General features: G+C 48.2%; 15 protein-coding genes. All 15 read right to left on the reverse strand.

Translation table 11 applies throughout. The features are described 5' to 3' along the window. Positions 1–231: 231 nt before the first annotated feature. The 15 genes from MKY86_RS29030 to MKY86_RS29100 all read right to left on the reverse strand — a co-directional run bounded on the left by MKY86_RS29030 (position 232) and on the right by MKY86_RS29100 (position 23,609). Positions 232–4,269: an Ig-like domain-containing protein gene (locus tag MKY86_RS29030; RefSeq protein WP_076084461.1), complete on the reverse strand. Its 4,038-nt coding sequence runs from the start codon at positions 4,267–4,269 to the stop codon at positions 232–234. A gap of 222 nt (positions 4,270–4,491) precedes the next feature. Beyond that, a complete protein-coding gene (gene metK / locus MKY86_RS29035; RefSeq protein WP_076084485.1) occupies positions 4,492–5,694 on the reverse strand; it encodes a methionine adenosyltransferase in 1,203 nt (400 codons plus the stop codon). 207 nt (positions 5,695–5,901) lie between these two features. Beyond that, a complete protein-coding gene (locus MKY86_RS29040) occupies positions 5,902–6,174 on the reverse strand; it encodes an alpha/beta-type small acid-soluble spore protein (protein WP_076084488.1) in 273 nt (90 codons plus the stop codon). Between the two features lie 192 nt (positions 6,175–6,366). Then, a complete protein-coding gene (locus tag MKY86_RS29045) occupies positions 6,367–6,936 on the reverse strand; it encodes a hypothetical protein (RefSeq protein WP_076084491.1) in 570 nt (189 codons plus the stop codon). Between the two features lie 86 nt (positions 6,937–7,022). Next, positions 7,023–9,791, reverse strand: a complete 2,769-nt coding sequence (locus MKY86_RS29050; RefSeq protein ID WP_076084494.1) for an Ig-like domain-containing protein — start codon at positions 9,789–9,791, stop codon at positions 7,023–7,025. Between the two features lie 589 nt (positions 9,792–10,380). Beyond that, entirely contained in the window at positions 10,381–10,722 is a 342-nt protein-coding gene (locus MKY86_RS29055; protein WP_076084497.1) for a hypothetical protein, read from the reverse strand. Positions 10,723–10,892: 170 nt separating this feature from the next. Continuing rightward, positions 10,893–14,528: an S-layer homology domain-containing protein gene (locus MKY86_RS29060; protein WP_083685688.1), complete on the reverse strand. Its 3,636-nt coding sequence runs from the start codon at positions 14,526–14,528 to the stop codon at positions 10,893–10,895. Positions 14,529–14,715: 187 nt separating this feature from the next. Further along, complete coding sequence (locus tag MKY86_RS29065) at positions 14,716–15,843, reverse strand: glycosyltransferase family 4 protein (RefSeq protein ID WP_076084500.1); 1,128 nt, start codon at positions 15,841–15,843, stop codon at positions 14,716–14,718. Between the two features lie 113 nt (positions 15,844–15,956). Then, entirely contained in the window at positions 15,957–16,715 is a 759-nt protein-coding gene (locus MKY86_RS29070) for a WecB/TagA/CpsF family glycosyltransferase (protein ID WP_076084503.1), read from the reverse strand. Positions 16,716–16,722: 7 nt separating this feature from the next. After that, entirely contained in the window at positions 16,723–17,886 is a 1,164-nt protein-coding gene (csaB, locus tag MKY86_RS29075) for a polysaccharide pyruvyl transferase CsaB (RefSeq protein ID WP_076084506.1), read from the reverse strand. Continuing rightward, a complete protein-coding gene (locus MKY86_RS29080) occupies positions 17,859–19,898 on the reverse strand; it encodes a DUF5693 family protein (protein WP_076084509.1) in 2,040 nt (679 codons plus the stop codon). Before MKY86_RS29080 ends, csaB begins: the two co-directional genes overlap by 28 nt. A gap of 147 nt (positions 19,899–20,045) precedes the next feature. Next, positions 20,046–21,764 carry a phospho-sugar mutase gene (locus MKY86_RS29085; protein ID WP_076084512.1) on the reverse strand — a complete coding sequence of 573 codons (1,719 nt, stop codon included), beginning with the start codon at positions 21,762–21,764 and terminating at the stop codon, positions 20,046–20,048. Between the two features lie 47 nt (positions 21,765–21,811). After that, complete coding sequence (gene fabZ / locus MKY86_RS29090) at positions 21,812–22,234, reverse strand: 3-hydroxyacyl-ACP dehydratase FabZ (protein ID WP_036721704.1); 423 nt, start codon at positions 22,232–22,234, stop codon at positions 21,812–21,814. Positions 22,235–22,538: 304 nt separating this feature from the next. After that, positions 22,539–22,778: a DNA-directed RNA polymerase subunit beta gene (locus MKY86_RS29095; RefSeq protein ID WP_036699259.1), complete on the reverse strand. Its 240-nt coding sequence runs from the start codon at positions 22,776–22,778 to the stop codon at positions 22,539–22,541. 9 nt (positions 22,779–22,787) lie between these two features. Beyond that, positions 22,788–23,609: a flagellar hook-basal body protein gene (locus tag MKY86_RS29100; RefSeq protein ID WP_076084515.1), complete on the reverse strand. Its 822-nt coding sequence runs from the start codon at positions 23,607–23,609 to the stop codon at positions 22,788–22,790. Positions 23,610–23,658: the final 49 nt, after the last annotated feature.

A 23,658-nucleotide genomic window follows, 5' to 3' on the forward strand; every position in this document is an offset into this window, starting at 1 on the left:
CTCTCCCATCTATTTGTACTCTTCTACCTCGCTATCAAGACCTGGATATCAGTTCATAGTAATAGACTATACCTTTAATAGACTGAATTCAGCTCGAAAAGTTGCGAAAATTGGAGAGAACTAGCAGGTTTTACCGGATAAGCGGAGTCACGCTGGAGCTGTCCTGGTATGCTAAAAAAGCACCCGGCCCATAGACCGGATGCTCTGCTTACCTATACAATTCCCTTGCTCTTACAAATAGCCTGCTGTCTTCAGCATCCGCTGCAGCATGACCGCAGCCTGCCCTCGGGTAGCATTACCCTGCGGCTGGAATTGCGTGGTGCTGACTCCCTGAATAATCCCCGCCTTGACTGCCTTGGCTACAAATTCGATACTCTGGCTCAGAATTCTCGCCCGGTCCTTGAACGGGCTAAGCGTATCCATTACCGATGCACTCAACGTTACAGGCTGCCCCGTATACTCCAGCGCCCTCACCATCATAATCGCCATCTGCTCACGGGTAATCTTATCCTCCGCGCGGAAGGTCCCGTCCGTATTGCCGTTGATGATGCCGGCTTTGGCTGCGGCGCCGATATAAGTGCCCGTTTGACTGGATGACTGCACATCTGAGAAGCGCTGCGCTGTCACGCTATCCCCTAGCAGACCTAGCCCTCTGCTTAGCATTACTGCAAACTCACCCCGGGTGATGGCTTGATCCGGCTTGTATTGGCTGCCATAGCTGTTGTCGATGATATTCTTGGCTGCCAGTTCAGCAACAGCCGTGTTACTCCAGTGAGTAGCCATGTCTGCAAAAGAGCGCGTGGAGGAAAATGCTCCAACGATCTGATTTCCGCTGGTCAATGCACGCATTACTTTGTAAGTCCCTTTAGTAATACTAGTTGTAGGCAGATAAGCTGCATCGTAATAGGATTGATCTAGCCGTGCTACAGAAGTCTGCTCACTGCTATTTGAACTTGTTGTCCGGATCATGTACTTCCCTGGTAAGCTAAGCGCAGTCTCATTAGCGTAATTACCTGTCACAGATGCAGCCAACCGAAGATCAGCCAAAGGAGTTACACTGGTTAGCCCCTGTGTCTGAAGTCTTTGGACGAATGGAGCAAACGCCTCAGAAGGCATTTTCTCTATGCGATAGATAAGAGAAATATTACTACCGGTTGTATTTAGACTGGCTACGATTCCGTTGAGGTCTATTTTACCGAGATCAACACTATAGATCTGATCCCCATAACGAATACCAAATGACGAAGCCTTGTTGCGGTTGAACGCATCCACGAGTGGCTGTAGAGGTACAGTAACATAGGCTGCCAATTCGGTGGAAGGCACCTCAAACACTAGTGCAGCCGTGCCGTGTGCGTTTAAATACATATAACTGGCTGCCAGCTTATCTGCATTAAGACTGTATCTTTTCACATCCTGACTGTAAATTGAGCGGTCTGCTGCGATTACGGCGGAATCACTCTTCAGTAGCGGGAGCGCGTCTCCAAACTCGCTTGCCTCCAAGGTCCCCAGATAAGCTGGACGGTTCGCATCTGTTGGTACAGCAGCCGCCACACCTCCAGTAAGGTTCTTCACCGGAAGCTGTGAGAACGAAGCGAGTGCATTTCCGTTAAGATCCTTAATGAAGGATGTCCCCGTAGTATAGGATAAGTCAACTGTCTGCCCGCTACCCGCATAATCAGCCAGCATTAGTTTGAGGACGTTGCCTGTTAGGGTATAACTCTGCACCAGGGTAGTGTTACTATTCAATCTGACTGCAAACTGCGAAGTGCTCAGTGCAGAAGAAGTCAGCATACTTTGGACAAAAGTTACCGTCAGCTCATTACCGTTCACTGTTGCGCTGCTTATCTCCGATACTGTGATATCGCTCAGATCAACCGGCTTCAAGTCCACATAAACAGCCCGGTTGCCGTTAAGATCAGTTAAGCCTTTTACGCCGGGTACATAGGAGACTGTTACAGTCTGTCCTGCTACCAGGTTATTTTGAAGTGTTAATGTCACACTGCTTCCACGTACTGCAACATTAGTGACGTAATTTGGGCTACCTCCCACCAGAACCGAGAACTGGCTGTTCATCGGAAGGTTACTGTCAGATAATCCCTCATTGTAATTCATTGTAATTTTCTTTCCTCCACCCGTCGCATTCTGGAACACCGGCGGCACATTATCCTTACTGTTACGGATGTTAAACTCAGCGAAGTTGGCGATATTCTGCCCCAGAGAGCTAACCAGCGGATACGAACCGGCGTAGTAGGATACCCGGACCGACTCCGAATTGCCCACCTCCGAACCTACTGTTAAATACAAGGTGTTGCCGCTGGAGCTGACAGAGTTCACCCCAAGCGAATACCCGTCAGTTGTTACCACAAACTGATCATACGCATAAGGAGAGACCGTTTTGAGCGTATCATTGAAGGTCAGTGTCACTGTTCTGCCAGTAATTCTGCCTTCTTTGGGCGTAGGGAGCGCCGATTCTATAGTATTAGTGATCTGCTGTCCAGAAAAGGTAGGCGCAGCATTCCCGCTCGTATCCTGAATCGTCCGCACGCCGCCGGTATAGCTGATTTTTACATTCTGGCCTACAGCGATGCCTGTGCTAATCACTACAAATACACTGTCTCCTTGAATATAGGCACTCTCAATATTCCGGGTTTCCTCATTAACGGTTACCCCGAAGCTGGAAGCCAGCAGCGCCACTGAAGCGTTAAGAGACTCATTATACCTCAGGCGGATCGTCCGGTTGTTCTCCAGCACTGCACTCGTCAGCGAGGGTGGAGTCTTATCTATGGCCACAGTGCGGAAGCTCCAGGACTTGGTACCGCTTAATCCCTCATACTGCACACTGGGGTCTGCGGCATCTGTGAAAGCTCCTTTGGCAATATCAATATAATAGATCGTATCTGATTCCAGTGTTGCGGACGGCTTAATAATGAATTCTTTAGCAGAGGAGCCTTGCTGAACTGCCGCATTCACTTTAGATCCATTGCTTTTGTATAGAACAACCCCGTTCGTAATGGAGCTATTATAGACAACATCCCGGTTGAAATTAACCGCAATCGTTTTGGAGATATCTACCGACTCACTGCGGTCCGCTGGTGTTAACGCGGCTACAGACAGACTTGTCAGTGATGCCGTCGTGAACGTCCAGGAGTACGGACCTGAGGCCGGAAAGAGATGACCATCCTGATCATAAAAAGCCCCCTGCGGTATAGTCACTGTATATAGTGTACCGCTCAATAGCGGTGAAGCTGCGGAGGCTGGCAACAGAGTTATTGTCGAGCTTCCCCCACCGGTAACATTCGTTGAATTGACATTCAGCCATCTTGTTCTAGGGTCCCCTGCACCTGGAGAGACCGAGATTACTCCAGAGGCCGGACTCATCGGGCGGTCGAAGTATAGCTTAAGGGCTCCACTAACCGATGCGCCAAAAGATGCATTGGCCGGAGCCGTAGATGCAGAGATAGTACCCGTGCCGACCGTGGAGAAGCTCCAGCCGCTGCCGCTTGCTATCCCCTGATAGGTTGTATTATTAGCATCCTTGAATGCATACGCATCGATAAGGACATAATAATTCCCGCCGGACGGAAGCTTATTAGCCAGTGTCAACGTCACCGTTGTCGAGGAATCTGCACTCTGGAATGCTACCCCAGGTTCTCCATCTCTGACCGCAAACTCTTGTATAACCGCGTTATCCGCTGACGAGAGCAGCCTGACGCTGCCTCCTCCGGCTGTAAGGACTCCAGATAAGCGAATACTCAGCTCCGTTAAGCTACCTGCCTCTACCCTGGAATTGAGGGCAGGAGACATGCTGCTTGCTATAATCGCCGGATTCACCTCCGGGGCTGTCGTGAACTTCCAGCTTGTTGCCGCAGATTCATTGCCTGCACTATCCTTAAACAGCCCCTTAGGCACACTTACGCTATATGTTTTGTAGGGAGCAAATTTAAGGCTGGCGCCTAGCTTGATCTCGTAGCTTGACGAGTTTCCGATTAGTCCTGCACTCCCGACTGCAATTTCCGTAAATACCGTTTCAGTATTTACATCTGTAATGGTGATTTTCCCGGCTTGCGGGATCACCTGACGGTCAAAGCTAAGCCCCAGCGAAGCCCCGACATTTACAAAAGCAGACCCGTTCGCAGGAGAAATGCTGATTCCGAATTCCGAAGCGGCGTATACCGCTGATGTATGTATACCGATAGCCGGACTGCCCAGACCAAGCAGCAGATTGCCTGCAATGATGATCGCTGTCCCTATTCTTACCTTCTTTTTCATTCTTAAAAAACCCCTTTCAGCCCTTCCAGCACTTCTTGTATTTGTATACTGTTATATTTCGGCTAAAGGGCTTCCAAAGTTTAGAAGATGACGGCTGAGGGCACATCGGCTTACTTTTTCACAAAAAAAAGCCCATATAATCCCCCCGATCAGGAGTACTATATAGGCATGATTATAATTTGATGACATTATGCAAACTTGCTCAATTCATTTGCTGCAAATTTAGATCCCGGACTGGGCTTTTAACAAATCCGCCTTATCCACGCGTTCCCACGGAAGGTCCACATCTGTGCGGCCAAAATGTCCATAAGCAGCTGTCTGTCTATAGATAGGCTTACGCAGATCCAGCATCGAAATGATTCCCGCCGGACGAAGATCAAAGTTATCGCTGATCAGTTGAACCAGCTTCTCCTCACTGATCTTGCCCGTTCCATATGTATCCACATTGATCGATACAGGGGTTGCAACACCGATAGCATACGCCAATTGAATCTCGCACTTGTCGGCAAGGCCGGCAGCGACCAGATTCTTCGCTACATAACGAGCCGCATAGGCTGCAGAACGGTCCACTTTGGTCGGATCTTTACCGGAGAAGGCTCCGCCGCCGTGACGGGCATAACCGCCATATGTATCCACAATGATCTTACGACCAGTCAGACCGGCATCTCCTTGAGGACCACCAATAACGAAACGGCCAGTAGGATTAATGAAGTATTTAGTGGCTTCATCCAATAGTTCAGCCGGAACAACCGGAAGAATGACATGCTCTTTGATGTCTGCCTGAATTTGCTCAAGGGTAATTTCTTCTGCATGCTGGGTAGATACCACGATCGTATCCACACGCACCGGCTTGTCGCCTTGGTACTCAATCGTAACCTGGGTTTTGCCATCCGGACGCAGATATTTCAAAGTTCCATCTTTACGGACTTCCGCCAGACGCCGGGCAATCCGGTGAGACAGGGCAATCGGAAGCGGCATAAGCTCAGGTGTCTCATTCGTAGCGAACCCGAACATCAGACCTTGGTCACCGGCACCGATGTTAGCAGTCTCTTCAGCTAATGACGCAGGGTCACGGTGCTCAAGAGCAGCATTTACACCCTGGGCAATATCTGCCGATTGCTCATTCAACGAGCTAAGAACGGCACAAGTATTATAGTCAAAGCCAAACTTCGCGCGGGTATAGCCAATTTCCTTAATAGTATTACGTACGATTGCCGGAATATCCACATATTCAGACTTAGTGCTAATTTCCCCGATGACAAGTACGAGACCTGTTGCTACAGCTACCTCACAAGCTACACGGGCATTAGGATCGTTAGCAAGAAATGCATCTAGTACCGCGTCGGATATCTGATCACAGATTTTATCGGGGTGTCCTTCCGTTACGGACTCAGAAGTAAACAGATGACGCCCTTTGATCGACATACACAACAACCTCCCATATTGTTGATCTGACACTGTATTCAAGGGGGCTCCCTAGTAGATAACAGGCCAAATATAAGTAGTAGAATAATTTATGATGGCCAATGCCTGTTTTATTCAAAAAATGAACCTTTTCCGGATGGAAAAGGTCTAAGGCCTTCCTCAAAGGTCATATTATCTTATTTACCGGTGGCTGTCAATTGAAGCCAGTTATGCGAAAAGAGACTGCTCTGCCTGTTTGATCAACCTCTTTGTGATTTCCCCGCCTACAGATCCATTATCTCTGGAGCTTAGATGCCCCAGATATGGAGTTCCTCCAGAAACGCTTGCTCCGCCAATCGTACCCAGCTCAGTAGCAAACTCTGTGTCCATCCCGCCGCCGTACGAAGCTCCATATAATCCGAATTCAGAAGCAATTTCATATTGCATTTGTTTCAGCATTGCCCGGCTCTCTGGTACTACAGTGCGATTTGTACGTGCCATGTTACAGCACCTCCTGCGAATTTTTTTTAAGATTACAGGTGGTATTGTGTACGAATCCCAAAGGCCTGAGTCGGCTTAATGTTTGTCAACTGTGGGAATGAGTTCCGGGGTATATGAAGACCCAATATAGGGCATTCTTTATATAGAAAAGAAAAATGTCGATTGAAGTGTTCTTAAAAAAATGGATTGCAGCTATTTCAGAGTATATGCACCACGGACCATAACAACGATTTTCATCGTTTGACCGTCCTGTACAGCAATTCCACGGCCATCCCGGGGAAAAGATAACAGATGATTCGTAGGCGCAGCTACACCATTCGCCAAATCGACACCATCCGTCAAGTCAGCTACCCCATTAGCATCTTGGGAGTAAATAACCGCTTTGCCGGCGCGAACAATAAATTCTGCACCCGCCCCGGCAATCAGGGTTTGTCCAGGTTTCACATCAACGATTTCGCTGGCATTACCCGTATTGCCTGTATCACCCGAACCGGAAGCCGGCGCTTTGGTAGGAGCTGTGGTTGCAGCCGGTGCATTAGTTGCAGTAGCAGCCGGAGTCTGAGTAGGTGGACTAATTGTTCCACCCTGCAAAGCCTTCTGAATCTGTTGGTCCACATAGCTCTTAGTAACCACCGGGTCCTCAGCCGTTCCTGGCTGTGATCCAACACCGGCGCCTTCAGCCGTTAAGTTGAGCATGGAGCCTGCCCACAGGCCACCCGCCAGCAGCACTGCTGACATCGTAACTTTCCAAGCGGTCTTCAAATGTGTTTCCTCCTCATAGTGGGATAAATGGCTATAAAAAAAGAATAGCCTCCGAAGAGGCTATTCTTAATTGCAGTAATCGGAGATTACTTAACGTTGATGCTAGTACCAGTGTTGACCTTGTTTCCTTCTTCATCAGTGATGGAGTTTTGGAATCCGTTAGCAACATTGTCTTTAACCTTAACACTCAAAGTATAGACAGTGTTACCATTCAGGTCAATTACCTTGTTGGAAGCATCTTTGAATTGTACGTAGTACTTATCAGCCAAAGGTGCATTACCAATAGTAGCGAACGAGGATGGAGTTACGATAACATCATTAAGCTTGAATTCCAGGTCATCCAGGTTAGCATTTTTAACAGCTTCAGAGAATGTAAGAACCAATGTAGTAGCATCGGAAGGTGATACTACAGCAGTAGACAGGGTAGGTTTCACTCTGTCACCCAGCTTGATGTCCTTAATATAAGCTACATCCAAACCATTTCCGGCAGTATCTACAATACCAGCAACTGTGAACTTATAATCCTTAGTTGCACTAATGCTGGACTTAGGAATGTGAACTACTGCAACTCTTGTTGCGCTACCAGTTGTTGCTGGCAACAATGTTACATAAGAGCCCACTGGAAGTGCAGCGTCAGCCAATGTATAGCTGTTATTATCTTGTAGAGACTTAGTGTTAAGCTCTGAGTTGTCAGTAGCTGTTACATGGATTACATAATCAGCACTGTTCAAATCTTCTGGTTGGTATACTGCGCTGATAACAGTTGGTCTTTCAGTATCGGACGAAGCAGTGCTTCCGGATACAGGAAGAACAGTTGCAACTGATTTATTTTTAGCGAAGCTTACGTCAGATACAAGACCTGCTGGCAGTCTCAATGTTTGTGCTCCTGTTACTGTTCCAGCAACGCTGAATGTCAGGGACTTACCATCATTAGAACGGCTAGCATAAGTCAGAGTAGTGTTAGCTACACCAGTAGAATCATTAATCAATGTCAGTCCAGAAACATTGTTATAAGTAACTTCTTCAGAGAACTTAACAGTAACACCAGTTCCTGATTTGTAAGTTACACCAACAACTGTTGGAGCTACTGTATCTTTAGTGAATGTGATTGGTTGCGAAAGTGCAGTACCCAAGGAGTTACCCAAAGTATCACGAACACTTGCTCCGAATAGGATTGTTCCAGTGAAAGTTCCGTTTTCAGGAAGAGCAGTCAGTGGGGAACCCAGAATGAATGTTTTGCCGTCGATACCAGCATTGATTTGGAATACACCTTTGCTTTCGCCGTTAGGGTCAAGCAGGCGCACACTACCAACCAGGGAGTTGAAATCAACGTTCTTGTTGAATACAACTTGAACCTTCTTGTCGCCGATTGCAGTTGCACTTACGATTGTAGGAGCAGCAGAATCAGCAGTTACAGTAACAGAAGTCTTAGTTGGGTTAGGTGTAGCAACATTTCCTGCATAGTCAGTCAGATTAGTCAGGGAAACATCATAAGTTGCTCCACTGTTCAATGCAGCACCTGTGTTCAAAGTTACTTCATCAAGCGGTGCATAAGTATCACGACTCACGCTTGCAGCAGCGCCGTTAACATATGCAATCAGTCCAGCAGTTTTAACTGGCTCGCTCAGCTTAATATAGACTTTGTTTGTTGTTGTTTTGGCAACAGAAGTAGCAGAAACAACCGTTGGAGCAACAACATCATTAACAGAAATCAGGTTTGTGTAAGCCGGAATAGCTTCTCCTGCAGTAGTTTTTACACTATCTTTAACTACAACAGTGTATGAACCCTTGAGGTATTCAGTACCGCCAAATGTAATCCAAGCTTCTGTACCATCGGCAGCCAGAACAACATTAGCGTTATTAGCATTCACCAATTGATCGCTGTTGTTAACACGAGCTACTTTAACAACATCTTCGATCAGTTTCGCGCCGTTAGCAGTGTTTTCAACAAGAGTTTCTCCATCAATAGCACGGTTGAATTTAACAACCAGTTGCTTAGCGTTTGGAGCTGTTACAGAAACAACCTTAGGAGCCTGCAGAGTTACTTTTGCAGTGTAGTCCTTTTCAAGGTGTTTGAAGTTGATTGTTGTTTCAACGCCTGCTACCAGAGCAGTTGTCAATTCAACGTTTGCAGTAGTTTTATCAGAGAAAGTTACAACTACTTTGGTTGGGCTTACTGCTTCAGCAGAAGCTACAGTCAATGTAGGAACTTTACCGATTTGGTCAGCATAGTAAGCTGTTTCAACTACCAAAGAACGAAGAGCGTTAGCTTTGAAGTTGGCAGTTTTCTCTACCAGACCAGCGTTGATAACTGCTTGCGCATAGCCCTTAGCCCATACAGATGCACTGTTATCAGTTGTAGTTGGTTGTTCCAGCTTAAGAGCGATAGCCAATACTTTAGCTACTTCTTCAACTGTTACTTTACCGTTGTAGTTGAAGATACCTTTAACAGTATCTTGACCCTGCATCAATCCTGCTGCAGTAACTGCTTCGATGTAAGGAACAGCCCAGTTTTTAGCGTTGTAACCTTTATCGTTGTAAGACAACTTGCCAGTTACTTCAGTAAGACCGAACAATTTAGTAACGATCTTAGCGAATTCTCCGCGAGTCAGATCTTTATCAAGATGAGCCTTACCATCAGGGAACCCATTAACAATACCCTTTGCTGCTAAAGCATCAAATGCTTGTTGTGAAGTTACCTTTGCTGTTTCACCAAATGCTACAGAGGCAAACATCGAGAATGCCATTGCTGTAGATAATGCTACGGATAAAATTTTCTTCATAACCTTTTTTTCTCCTCCTTGGACATTCATAAACTGGGATTTTTCTTTAGTTGTGTAGCTCATATCACTCATTTGTCGAGCACCCCCTTTCCCGAGTTGAGCAGATTAAGTATAAATAATGTCTGTGACGGGTATCACAGAAACTTGTAAACAGCTTCAAGGCATAGTAATACTAGATTCCTAATTCTACCTAAGTATTATACAATGTGCCTCTAGTCACGTAAAGCTAATTTTTCCATTTAGCAATGAACAGTGCCTTGAGGGCATTCCGCAATTGCCTTGTGCAAGTGACTCTACACCTTAAACGCAATAGTTTCAAAAAAGTTGCGCTTTGGTTAAAAAAAACTTTTTCTGCCCTGCTGTATCCCTGCCCCGATACTCTAGAAGATACAATATGTATGTTCTACTAACTATTGTTAATGTTGGGTGGCTACGGGAATCAGTATAGCATAGAGGCATTCCAAACGTCATTAAACAATATTTGCTAAGTTTACAAAAAATATTGCATACTAAACGTGGTGTTTTTGTTGACCAGCATTCGAGCTAATAACTATATACCCACATTGCAACAGGGTTAACACGTTCCCGGATAATGATTGACATAAAGAAAGGCTACTGAGATCAACTCAGCAGCCTTACCTTCAACTTAGTATATCCAGGGCTATCGAATCTTCATTGATAGCTGTATTAACTCCTGGCGCTTCTCAGGACTTGCATTTACATTCTCATACATAGCATCAATCGCTGCACGGTTCTCGCGGTAGGTCTTCTCATGTTTGATTGTGCTATGGGACCATTCGATCAAAGCATTCTCAGCAATAACAAGTTCATTATAAGCATCATGGAAGCCAGTTGCTTGAACAAGCTCTTCCATTACTTCCTGAGTGATCTCCTGCAGTGCCCGCTTCGCTGCAATTTCCTTTTCCATAACCTTTGCTCTATTCTCAAACATATTCTTTGCTTTCGTGTAATCCAATTGTGCTTTTGATAAAATCGGTTTCATCGATAGCTTTCTCCTTCTTGCATTAAATGTTTGTGCTTACAGCTTCTTAGGTCATTGTAACGCAAAGTAACACACAATTCAAAGATTTGTATATGGAAATTGTAAAAGATAAGCCTCTTTCCCGTAAACAGGGAGTCAGAGGCTTATTTTTACTTCATATATATTTTTTTCTACAACCTCTTCATCTTAGCCATAATACGCTGTGCCATTACTGCTGCATCCGCCCTCGTAAAGTTGGCTTGCGGATCGAAACGGAATGTTGCCTTCTTTTGCCCAGCCACCAGCTTGTTCTCAATTCCAGAAATTACACCTGCTTTGTAGGCTGCAAGGATAGAAGGAGCTGAGTATACCGACACAATTGATCCCGTATCCGTAAACAGCTTCTGCAGGGCCGCCAGATCGGTGGCATTGTTTCCAAGCTTCAAGCTCATTGCACGAGCGATCATCACCGCTGCATCCTCTCTGGATAAGGTGCGGTTAGGAGAGAAAATTCTCGGTGCTGTTCCGCGGATAATCCCTTTGCGGACCGCTGTTTCTATATAACGATAATCCCAGTGATAATCACTGTATTTAACCACATCTGAGAAAGTCAGATTGTTTGGCTCGTAATCAAGCTGAATACCCATAATCTTAACCAGCATGGTAGCAAATTCCCCACGCGTAACATTCTCATACACGCCAAACTCATTAGCATCCTTCGCATTCATAATCCCTCTGGATAAAATAGTCTCCAGCTCGCTGCGCGCATAGGTGTGGGAGACAATATCATCATAACTGTAGCGTAAGCTCATTACAGTGTAATAACCAAAGCCGTCGAAGGTGGCCGTAATCGTCTTGCTCCCTGTGTTGACCACACCGCCCATGTTATACCAGGTGCCGTCAACATTCTTCCAAACAGAGATATTAGAGGTTGCGGCATTAACGATTGTCGGATCATATTTCAGTGTAATCTTCCCTTGCTGTGTAGGCTCCATCCATCTGCCCATATGTCCGAGGAAGGATTCGTTCCCCTTCTTATATGGATGAGAAGCAACTACAGTTGAATAATCATTAATGGACGTCGCGGAAACAAAGTATCCCGGGTCAATCCAATACAAGTTCGAAGCATATCCGTAATGAAGTTTTGGGGTCATATAAGCAGTAGCCAAGCCGCTGGCAGGAACCTCAACCAGCTTGCCGTCCTGATAACTCGTTCCATCATATTCACCTACCGGATTATACTGCTTCACGGTACGTCCATCTTGCTTATCAGCAATACCAAGCAGGATATATTGTTCATTGAACAGATTGATCTGCCGGGTATTACTTGACCCTGGTGTCGGCGTTGCATCCCGCAGCATTGTTCCTTTTGGGAAAACGAGACTAACTGCATTCTGGAAGGCTGTCAGCTTGCCAGATGAGTTAAGAGTCGTTTTTAGCTGTGCTCCTTGCAGGATCTCATCTGAGTAGGTTACATCAAACGTTCCGTTCGATTTCGTCGTGCCTGTCGTGACGGTGAACTTAACCGTGTTTTTTCCTTTTTTCAGACCTTTCAATTCGAGACGGAAGATGTCCTTCGCCCCTTTAATCATCGGTTCTTTACCAATTACAATGCTTGTAGCCCCTTCAGCCTGAATACTCACATCAAGGAAGTTCTGTTTGATGATGCTCTCATTCGGAAGCTTTGGTGACAAAATGCTGTAAGGAGGAACCTCGCGGGTGATAAGTAGTGTCTGTGTAACTCCAACTGTACCCAGTCTCGCCGAAATCACAAAAGTCTGCAGACCAGTTGTAGGAAGCTCCTGGTTCTTAATTACAAACTCACCGTTTTTAGTAGTAGGTACAGTAAGGTATGCGGAATCCGTTGTCCATATTTCACTAGTATTAACTGTCTTATAGTCAGCTACAGCGTACTGTTTACCGTCTTTCATAATTACAACCTGGGTAGCGTTGCTTGCGACAAAGCGGATATCGGCAGTAGATTGGTTAGTTGTATAATTAAGATTTGAATTTTTAATAAATAACTTGTCCGGATCGGTTGTTTGACCTACCGGATACGGGGCAACACCATCAACGTTGGGTGCATTATCCGGGAATAGATAGACAGTAAGATTCGTTGAGACAGGAACCCCATTCGCCACACCAGCTATAGCGATTTTATTCGGACCAGAAACCAGGGAAATACCAGAAGTACTGGTAACTGCATAACTGAACTCGTCACCAACAATCGTAGGAGCAACCGTTGTTCCATTAATCGTGATTTTAATTGATGATTTATCGGCAGTTGGGAAGTTTATCAATCGTCCATTAACTGAAGTGAATTCACCATTGTATTTGAACACCTGGTTGTTATAAATATTTGTGACATCTATAAATGGAGCAGAAACATAATTGACAGCAAGTACTTTTGTATCAATAACTGCCCCATTCTTTTTCAGATCAATATGAATAGTCTGCTCGCCTGAAGGCATACCAGTGATCTTAAATACTCGATAACCATCCGTAGTAACTTTTGAAGAATCCACGACAAAACGGTCAGAAGCTACTTTGATTCCATTCTGGTAGGAGCTAATCTCCAGATTATTAGGCGCCGTTGTAGTCTCACTGGTCTTGACCATCAGCCATAAAGGAAGCTCAAACAAGTTGGAATTGCCGGTGAACACACCAGATGAGGAATACGTGACCGGACTACCCGCAGATGGACTGTATAACTGTTCGACCCCCGTAATGGATGGGTCATTGGCATTCCGGTAGGTGAACTGTAATGGATTAATGCCCATTCCGTTATACGTTCCATTGGTAGTCGTAAAGGTGATAGTGTACAAGCCGTTGGAGGAGAGTGTTACATCAGCTGCACTAGTATAATGGAACGTTATATATTCCCCGTTTTTAACCGTAGAATCAATTGTGGTAGCACCGCCAGCTAGTACATCGCTGCCCGTAGTCGTATTACGAACAGTGACTGTCATATTTGACAGCGGCGGTTTGCTGGTATCATCGGATACACGATAGGTAATCGAACCGGAAAGCTTACCCTTGATTTCGGTATCTGAGCCTGTATTTGTTACAATATTCCCCTCATCTATCTTGTAAGATCCGATCTTGGTCTGGTTCGGAGTCCCCTTATCGATAGGCGCATATACCACTTCACGCGTAACCGCATAAGTACGCGTACCTGAATCTGTGGTTGCAACGAAGGTCAGCTTATTAAGACCCGCAGTTAACGGTATGTCAGCAATGACGAAAGTACTGCTACCGCCGTTAAACATCTTGGAATTATTAACCATAACCTCTGTGGCATTCGGAGCTTCCAGAGTCAAAGTTAATCCCGCTGTATTAACCATTGTGGGTGTATTCTCACTTAGCAATGTACCATCCGGTAAAGCAATATTATAAATGGCAGGAACGTTGGAGAAATTAACATAGGCTTCCCCACTGGCTAAGCTTCCTGTAGCCGTGGTACCGTAAACTGTGATCCGGTTGAGGCCTTGGCTCAGCTTCACACTAGGAAAACGGAAAAATTTCTCGTTCTCAATAATCGGCTTAACATCAGCACCACTTGCTCCAGGAACTACATTCCCGTTGACAATTCCGTCTACTTGATAGTAGATGCTGTCAGCAGACACTCCATTGAACGTACCTTCTACATCAACGGTACTGGTATTCACTGAAGTTGGAGCACCCTTATCTGTACTGAACTTGGTAAACTGAAAGTATTGTCCTGTTGCAGGGTCCGCTGCATACACAGCACCCGCTGAGGAAAGTGTGGATATCATCATCACTATCGCTAAAAACATACCGCCTATCGCCTTCAAACTTTTCTTCACGTAAGAAACCTCCTACTGCTTTTTGGTTTATTGTCGGCCTGTGCAGCATTCCGCGTCTTAACCAACTCTATATTTTTATCGGACAGATATTGACTAATAATTAGCAAAAAAATAAAAAACCTTACTCCACTGGAGTAAGGTTAGGTGCTCACTGCGATTTGTATTTTATGAATTGCTAATCATGAATCTAGGATTTGGAGCTGCGTTCAGGATCAACCTTCATCCGCATTCTCAAAAACAAATCAATCACCGGGCGCTTGGTCTTGCTGATGACGCCGGTGATCTCTGCGCCGATCTGCAGGAAGAAGAGCATGACGCAGATGACTACGAAGGTAACCCAGTTGGCTTCGTAGAGCGAAGCAGAGGTCTGGATGACTGCCAGGATACCGAAGAATGCGGCAATGCCGTAGATAATCAGTACCGTCTGGCGGTGGCTGAAGCCGAGCTCGCGCAGACAGTGATGGAGATGGCCTTTGTCCGGAGCGAAGATCGGCTTCTTCTGCAGCTTGCGCCGGACGATGGCGAAGAACGTATCCGATAACGGAACTCCGATAATCAGGAGTGGTGTGATGAATGAAACCACAGCAATCTGTTTGAAGCCGAGGAGTGCAAGCAGTGCCAGGCAGAAGCCCAGGAACAGCGAGCCCGTATCTCCCATGAAGATTTTGGCGGGATGGAAGTTGAAGAACAGGAATCCCAGAATGCTGCCCAGCAGCAGCAGACAGAGCAGGGCAACCATGGTGTTCCCCATCAGGAAGGCCATGACGGCAATCGTAGCAATGGCAATACCGGATACGCCTGCTGCAAGCCCGTCCAGCCCGTCGATCAGGTTCACGGCATTCGTGACGCCGACAATCCAGAAGATCGTCAGAGGGATGGCAATCCAGCTCTCTAAGGAAGAATAGCTATTATGAAAAGGAATATTTACGAAATCAACCGTGATGCCAAACCCGAAAACTACGATACAGGCAGCGGCAATCTGGCCCAGCAGCTTCACTTTGGCTGATAGCTCAAAACGGTCATCCAGACCGCCGATCAGCACAATCAGACCTCCGCCGCATAGCAGCGCTTTAATGAAATTAGCCTCCCGGGGAGTGAAGTCATACGGAATAATTGGTAATACGGCAAGCAGGCCTAACACAAACGCCAGAAATATGCCGAGTCCGCCAAGGCGGGGCATGATCTTTGTATGCACTTTCCGGGCATTTGGCACATCTGTCGCACCGATCTTAATGGCGAATTTCTTCACGAACGGCGTCAAAAGCAGTGCAAGCCCCATGCACACAACGAATCCGGCGATGTATATGATTAACATGTGAAAAGTCGACCTCCATTTCTCTACCGCATTGAATTATACGCTGAACCAAAAACAAATTCCAATACTGTTTTTAGGCGGTAACACGGATTTTTTCAGTAAATTTCCTCATTTTACTGGTCTTTTGTCACTTTATCTTTCTCTCGTACCACTTTTACTGCGAATTTCGGCAGCGCAAGCATTCTTTTGTAACGTGTAGGTTCCTTGAGCAGCCGGTATAACCATTCTGCCCTTAATTTCTGGAAGGCCACAGGGGCACGGCGGCTCTTGCCGGAGATCACATCAAAGCTCCCGCCGACACCCATCATCACCGGGATCTGCAGCCGGGCTTTGTATTTGGCGATCCATGGCTCCTGGCTGTCCGCCCCTCTGGCAACAAAGAGCAAGTCAGGCTTCGCTTCAAGGATTCCGCCCACAATTTGTTCATCCTCTGCCGGACCAAAATACCCGTCATGATATCCTGCGATGACAATACCGGGATATCTTGTTTGTAACCGGGAAGCCGTCTCGCGAATCACCTCAGGGGTTGAACCGAGCAAATATACTCTCCAGTTATAGCTTTCGCCTTGGTGCAATAATTCATGTAAAAGATCAAAGCCCGCTACACGCTCAGCTACAGGCTCCTTACAATACCCCGCGGCCCACACTACTCCAGTTCCGTCAGGGACAACAAGCTCTGCTGATTTCATAATCTCCATATAAGACGGATTCTCCAGCGCCGCCATGACCATAATCGGATTGGCAGTAATTACCTGATGAGGCTCACGCTTATGAACCGCCTCTGTCAGATAGGAAACGGTGGTCTTCATATCCGCCTTGGATACTCGTATGCCAAAAATGGGTACTGTCGGTAATGCGCTATCTGCTTTCACTTGTCACTCATCCTTTACGGCCGAAATATTGGACAATTCGCCGGGCCGGTGCCTCTGCCTCTTGGGTGAGCGCGGCAATCAGCGGCTCCCGCTCCTGCTTCCAGCGCTCCCCTGAGCTCAGCAGCTCCAGAAGCCCGGCAGCCACCTTGTCTGCCTCCAGTGTATCTGTCTTGCCTACCGGCCGACAATCCACCCGCTCAAGAAAATGATCAATCTTCGGATCATAAGAGACGCCCATCAGCGGAACACGCTGTCCCGCAGCATAGATAAGGCTGTGCAGCCGCATGCCTATAAGCGCCTGGCACTGGCTTACCTCCCGCAGCATCTGCAGCGGATGAAGCGCATCCTCACGGATCGTTACCGATCCTCCATTATCTTCTATAGCCCGGCCCAACTTCTGCATCACATTGCGGGAAGCCTCATTGTCTGCAGAATGATGGAAGGGGAGAAAGTGTACATGGAGCGGCTGGACCGCAGAAGCCTTCACCAGGCCTTCAGCCAACGTGTCCAGCTCCTTACGGGACTGCTCCCAGAAGCGGACAGAGACACCTACAGTAGCGGGCACAACTGGCAGGCCAGGATCTGGCGTATCGCCAATCAACGTCCCTTTTTCTACTCCTGGCTGCATATCCTTAGGCAACTCCAGACCCATAACCGGGTCAGGTACTACCTCTACCTCATCAATACTAAGCCCCATTGACTGAAGCAACAGGCGGGACTGTTCATCCCGCACTGAGATATAAGCACATTTCCGGAAAATCGATTTGATCAGCGGATGAAACAGCTTGCGGTTCACCGGACCGATTCCCTGGGAATAAATAAATGTCGGTTTTCCCATCCACTGGGCCAGCTTGATGATGCCCAGGTAATAAGGGATGGTCTTGCTGCTTGTCACATCCTGAAGCAGGCTGCCGCCGCCGCTGATCAGCCCCGCACTGTCTGATATGGCTCTCCGCACCTCTCCCAGCTTCATCCGGTGTACTGACTCCACCCCGTATGTGGCAGACGTCCACTCTGGATCAATGGATAAGACCACGGGCGTAAGCGTTATTCCGGCGGCCTGAGACTGCTTGTGTACAGCATTCAGAATCGACTGCAGAACGGCTTCGTCTCCACTGTTGTGGAAGCCGTAAAAACCTGAGATTACAATTTTTTGAGCAGAGGTGACCATCGTTTCCAACATCCTTCCGCAATCTGCCATATCCCTACAGCGATAATACCAATGATCAGGCCGAGTCCAAGACCCAGGAGTCCGCGGACCAGCGAGATTAGTACCGGCGAATGAATATGGGCAAAGGTATCCACCATAGACAACTGCCCAATGACTGCAATAATCATGATGAAGGCTGCACTCCGGTATTTATACGCCAAGAATGCACCGAGGATAAAGAGCGGATGCGCCAGCAGGAATTCCTTGTTACGCGGCCTTACCCCGACGGTATTCTCCAGGAAGACACGCAGGATTTTCTCCGGTGCACTTACACTTCCGGCATTCCCGGTCCGGCTCAAATAATACATCCCCACGATACCGATTACACCGGCCGCAATAACCATAGCGAGTGTAATCGGCGTCCGCAGCAGTTTACCAGTCTTGTTAAAGGCAAATTCGCCACGGTACAAAAGGACATACAGTGCAGTAAGCCCGATCGGGGCCAAATGCAGCAGACTTACACCGCGGAACTGATTAAGCACCAGGGCGTAGGTAATATTATTCAGCAGCGCAATGACGAAAGGCACCGCACTGAATGTGATTAATGCAGTTTTGACATACAGAACGAGACTATGCGTCAGACGGCGGCGCGGGCTCATTACGGCAAAAGTTAACGGATTAGCGCGTAAAGGCGGGCCCATCTCATTAATTTTGCGGATAGCCAGCACGATAGCCAGGGTAGGCGCACTTATAGCTACGGCAAGCGCAAGCGCCTGTTCAAATAATGTCGGCTTCAGAATCAGCAGTCCTGCACTTCCAACCAGTCCAAGCACCCATACAGGCAGAGTAAGCCAAGGAATGAAGTAGGAGAACAGCAGCGCAACCATAGCCACCGCTCCGATTACCGCAATCAGCTTGAAGTAACGCTGGAAGGAGGAATCGCTCACATCAAATGCTGTAGCCTGTCCAATGTGGAAACCGTTCGCCTCGATCTTGGCCACCGCACCCTCAGGTCCGCTGAGACTCTCAATCAGGTTATCCATCGTATCTGTGATGGCAGCCTTCTTGGTATCTCTGGAGGGAATCGTATTCAAATAGATCATGCGGATATTGCGGTCCTTTGTGCCCAGCGCGAACCGGTCTGCAATCACTTCAGTCTTCAGGCTGGAATCCGCCTCGCTGAGGGAATACAGGCGTGTCACGTTGTAATCCAGCATATAAGCCAGCTTGGAGAAGCCCTTCTGTTGAACCTTAATATTCTCGATTGCCGCAATTCCCATCCCGTGTTGCTTCAGGAGATCGGCGAAAGCGGTTAGACTACCCGTATCCGCATCATCGGAGTACCCCTTAACCGACTCTCCTTCAAAAAGAATCCGCTTGACGCCAAGCTCGGCGTAACGTTCCAGCAGCTTCTTCACGGCATCCTGATTGTATGCCAGTGAGTCTACAAGCCGGGGCACAATGTTGAAGCCCTTCTGATGCAGCATTTCCAGTGTAATCGGGTCCGGCTGCAGCGGCTTAAGCGTTGCATCCTCCAGCGGCGTCTGGATAATCAGCCCCTGCTGGCCGCGGTAGTTCCACTCTTCCGTCCGGATGTCCAGTCTGCTGAAGGCATCGCGGATAACCGGTGAGAGCATTTCACTGTTCTTCGCACTGGTAAAGAGGACATATGTATAGTTCTCATTCTCCGGAATCACAGTATCGGTAAGATTGGCGATATCAGACGCTCCCCAGATCATCAGGCGGCGCGCCTTGCGGAAATCCTCCAATGTATTTTCATAGATAGCCATACTCTGAACACCGGCCGCCTTCAGCCGGTCTAACTGCTCGTTAATATAGTCCTGCGGATTCTGCCTGTAGCTCGCAACCTCAACCAGATCCCGGTAATCAAAGACGAACTCAACCGACTTGGAAGACTTCTCCGTCTGTAGACGGTCGTATACGACCGGAAGCGCACCTATAAGCCCTATCACCATAATGATCCATAACCACTTGCGTGATGCTATATTCCAGCGTTGCCATTTCTGCTGCACCAAAGTACCTCCTCTTTCACTTTAAAGCTGATTGCCGTACGTCACAGCTGCCGACCCGACCCTCTTGCCAGCGGCAAATTTAAGCGGAAACGGAGGTCTGTCCATCTGGAGCAGCTCCGTTTCCGCAGGGAAGTTATATATTGCTTATTATTTCCCGTCTACCCGTGCCATAACCTGACTGGTCAATTCCGCAACCTTGTGCTTAGCATTGTCCAGGGATTCACCCACCACGGCAAAATACACTTTGATCTTCGGTTCTGTGCCGGAAGGACGCAGGCAGAACCAGGAGCCGTCCGACAGCAGATATTTCAGCACATTCTCTTTAGGCAGACCGTCAAGACCCAGGGAATAGTCCAGCACCTGCGTCACGGAAGCACCGGCGATTTCATGCGGCGGGCTGGTCCGCCAGTCATTCATGATCCCCTGAATCTGAGCCACTCCATCCTTGCCCTTCAGCGTGCGGGACTCCAGGCTCTCCAGGAAGTATCCGAACTGTGCATACAGCTCTTGCAGCACATCGTACAGGGTTTTGCCCTGGGCCTTGTAATAGGCACCCGCTTCAGCGATCAGCATCGCAGCAAGGACTGCATCCTTGTCACGGGCATAGTTGCCGGCCAGATAACCATAGCTCTCTTCATATCCGAACAGATACGTATACTCTCCGGACTGCTCGAACTGGTTCATCTTCTCCCCGATATATTTGAATCCGGTCAGGGTGTTGAACACCGTAGCGCCATAATGGCTGGCTACAGCAGCGCCCATCTCACTGGTTACAATGGTCTTGACTACAGCGCCGTTAGCCGGCAGCTTCCCTTGTTCCTGTAAACGGCTCAGGTAATAATGAATCATGAGCGCGCCGGACTGATTCCCGGACAGCACTACAAATTTGCCTTCGTTGTCACGAACCACAGCGCCCATACGGTCAGCATCCGGATCTGTGCCGATCAGCAGATCCGCATTCAGCTCTTCGCCCAGCTTCATCGCCAGGGTGAAGGCTTCACGTTCCTCCGGATTCGGAGATTTCACGGTAGAGAATTCGGAATCCGGCTGTTCCTGTTCAGGAACTACATGCACTTGAGTGAAGCCGATCTTCTCCAGTACACGGCGGACCGGAAGATTGCCTGTCCCGTGCAGCGGCGTATAGACAATGGAGAAGTCACGGCCCAGCGAAGACGCAATCTCTTCACGGCTGACACTTACCGCAGCAACCGTATCCGTAAATGCCTCGTCCGCTTCGGCCCCCAGCCAGTGCAGCAGACCTGCGCTCTCTGCTGCCTCCTGAGACATGCGCTTCACTCCGTTGAAGGAGTCCACATTCAAAATATTAGCAATAACCTTCTCCGCTTCATGAGGTACCAGCTGTCCGCCCTGGGCATTGTAGACCTTGTATCCGTTATATTCAGGGGGATTGTGGCTGGCAGTGATTACAATGCCTCCAGACGCCTTCAAATGACGGACGGCAAAAGACAGCTGCGGCGTGGAGCGCAGGGAAGAGAACAGGTGGGTCTCAATTCCGTTGCCGGCGAGTACAAGCGCAGCCTCCAGCGTGAATTCCGGCGAGAAGCGCCGGGAATCGTGGGCGATAACCACCGAGGGTCTGCCTTCTCCCGTATGCTGTCCCAGAATGTAATCAGCGAAGCCCTGAGTAGCCCGGCCGACAGTATAACGGTTCATCCGGTTACTGCCTGCTCCGATGACTCCGCGCAAACCGCCTGTACCGAATTCAAGATCTCTATAGAATCGCTCTTCCAGTTCCTTAGGTTCACCGGCAAGAGCCTTCAGCTCTTCTTTGGTGTTCTCGTCGACAGAAGGGTCCTGCAGCCAGCGTGTCAGGGTCTCCTGCGCCTTCGGGCTTAATCCAGTCATGTCAATCTCTCCTTCTCCATCTATAATATATAAGTTTAAAACAGGAACTAGCTGAGTGCGAACATAATCTCCCCGGACGCTACCGTCTTGCCGTCCACCTTGGCAGTGGCTTGTCCTTTACCGATACTGCCTTTAAGCCGGGTAATCTCTACCTCAAGCACAAGGGTATCGCCAGGGACAACCTGTCCGCGGAAGCGGAAGCCGTCAAGCCCGGCCAGAAAACCGATTTTGCCCCGGTTAGCTTCTACGCCAAGAATAGCCACAGCGCCCACCTGAGCCAAGGCTTCCGTAATCAGCACACCCGGCATCACCGGGAAGCCAGGGAAGTGTCCGGCAAAAAAAGGCTCATTTACCGTTACATTTTTGATGCCGACTGCCCGTTTGCCCATTTCTATTTCTGTAATTTTGTCCACCAGCAGAAATGGGGGCCGGTGGGGGATGATTTCTTGAATTTGATTGGTATTCATCATGATTATTAAAACTCCCTTCGGTTGTAACCGCGTCTATGAACCTCCGCCTACAGCAGCACTTTTGTTTTATTCTCCGCTGTCTCTGCATAAATATGGACAGCTTCGGCAAAAACTATAATTATCCTTCACCACCTGCAGCAGTGGAGGTTAAGATAAGGGGCTTTCTCCACCGCACGCGGCAGCATGGCGGAGAGGGCCCTTTTTGGCGCTCTTAGGGCACGCCATCATTATACATTTTTCAGTATAAAAAAGAAAACTCCCCTGCACAACAAGGGAGCCTCCGATATCGGTATGCCATAACACTTTAAGGTGCGAACACCAGATCATATACATGCTTCCACGTACTCCACAGGAGCACATCACTTAGTTCCTTTTTGCCGAGGATCACATACCCTACGACCAGCCCGCCGCCAAGTGCGGCAACCAGCAGCAATGGAATCAGGAACCACTGAATAATGGTCCAGGCCCTAATCCTGCGCCGCTTCACCGGCTGCTGCTGCTCCTCTTCTGCTTTCTGTGCAGTCTTAACCTTCTCACGACTCATTCCTTCACCTCACGCGCGCATGTTATTAGCCAGGCCCAGCATCTGGTCACTGGAGGACAGCGCCCGGGCAGCAAGCTGATACGTACGCTGAATCTGCATCATCTCCGTCATTTCCCGGCTCAGATCCACATTAGAGGATTCCAGATAGCCTGAGCGAACGCCTACATCCTTCGCTTCGCCCGCTGCTCTTTGCATGAATGCCTGCTGCGCTGTTACGCCATCAGCCAATACATAGAAATTACCGTCCACAGCTTGCAAAGCACTCTTGCTGAGCGGCTCAACAATCATTAAGCTGCCTGCCAGGACAGGCGGCTGTTTCTCATCCGTCTTGGTCCACACCTGCCCGCGCTCATCAATAGCAGCACTTACATTAGCCCCTACGCTGAGCGGAGTACCGTTAGCACCCAGCACAGGATTGCCGGTATTGTCCACAAGAATCATCTTATCCTTATTGGCCGTATCCGGGGTGAAGTGGAAATTCCCCTGGCGGGTATATGCCGTTTCACCGTTCACCTGAACGCCGAACAATCCATTGCCTTGAAGCGCCAAGTCCGTAGGCTTCCCTGTCTCCTGGAGCGTGCCTTCCTCCCAATTACTTGACACTGTAGGCACACGCACACCAAAGCCGATATTGAAGCCCAGCGGCATGCTGCGCCCAGGCTGGTTATAATCCTTGGATTGCTGCTGTACACGGGTAAGCACATCCTCGAACGAGCCTTGCTTGCTCTTATAACCATTGGTATTCATATTGGCAATGTTATCCGCTATAATATCCAGCCGCTGCTGCAGACTGGCCATTGAGACAGAAGCACCGATTGTCGAGTTGTTCACAGGTCTAACCTCCTACTAGCTTGATTAGAAGAAACTGGCTTACACCATG

It is taken from the genome of Paenibacillus sp. FSL R7-0333 (genome assembly GCF_038000365.1).
Lineage (GTDB): Bacteria > Bacillota > Bacilli > Paenibacillales > Paenibacillaceae > Paenibacillus_AQ > Paenibacillus_AQ silagei.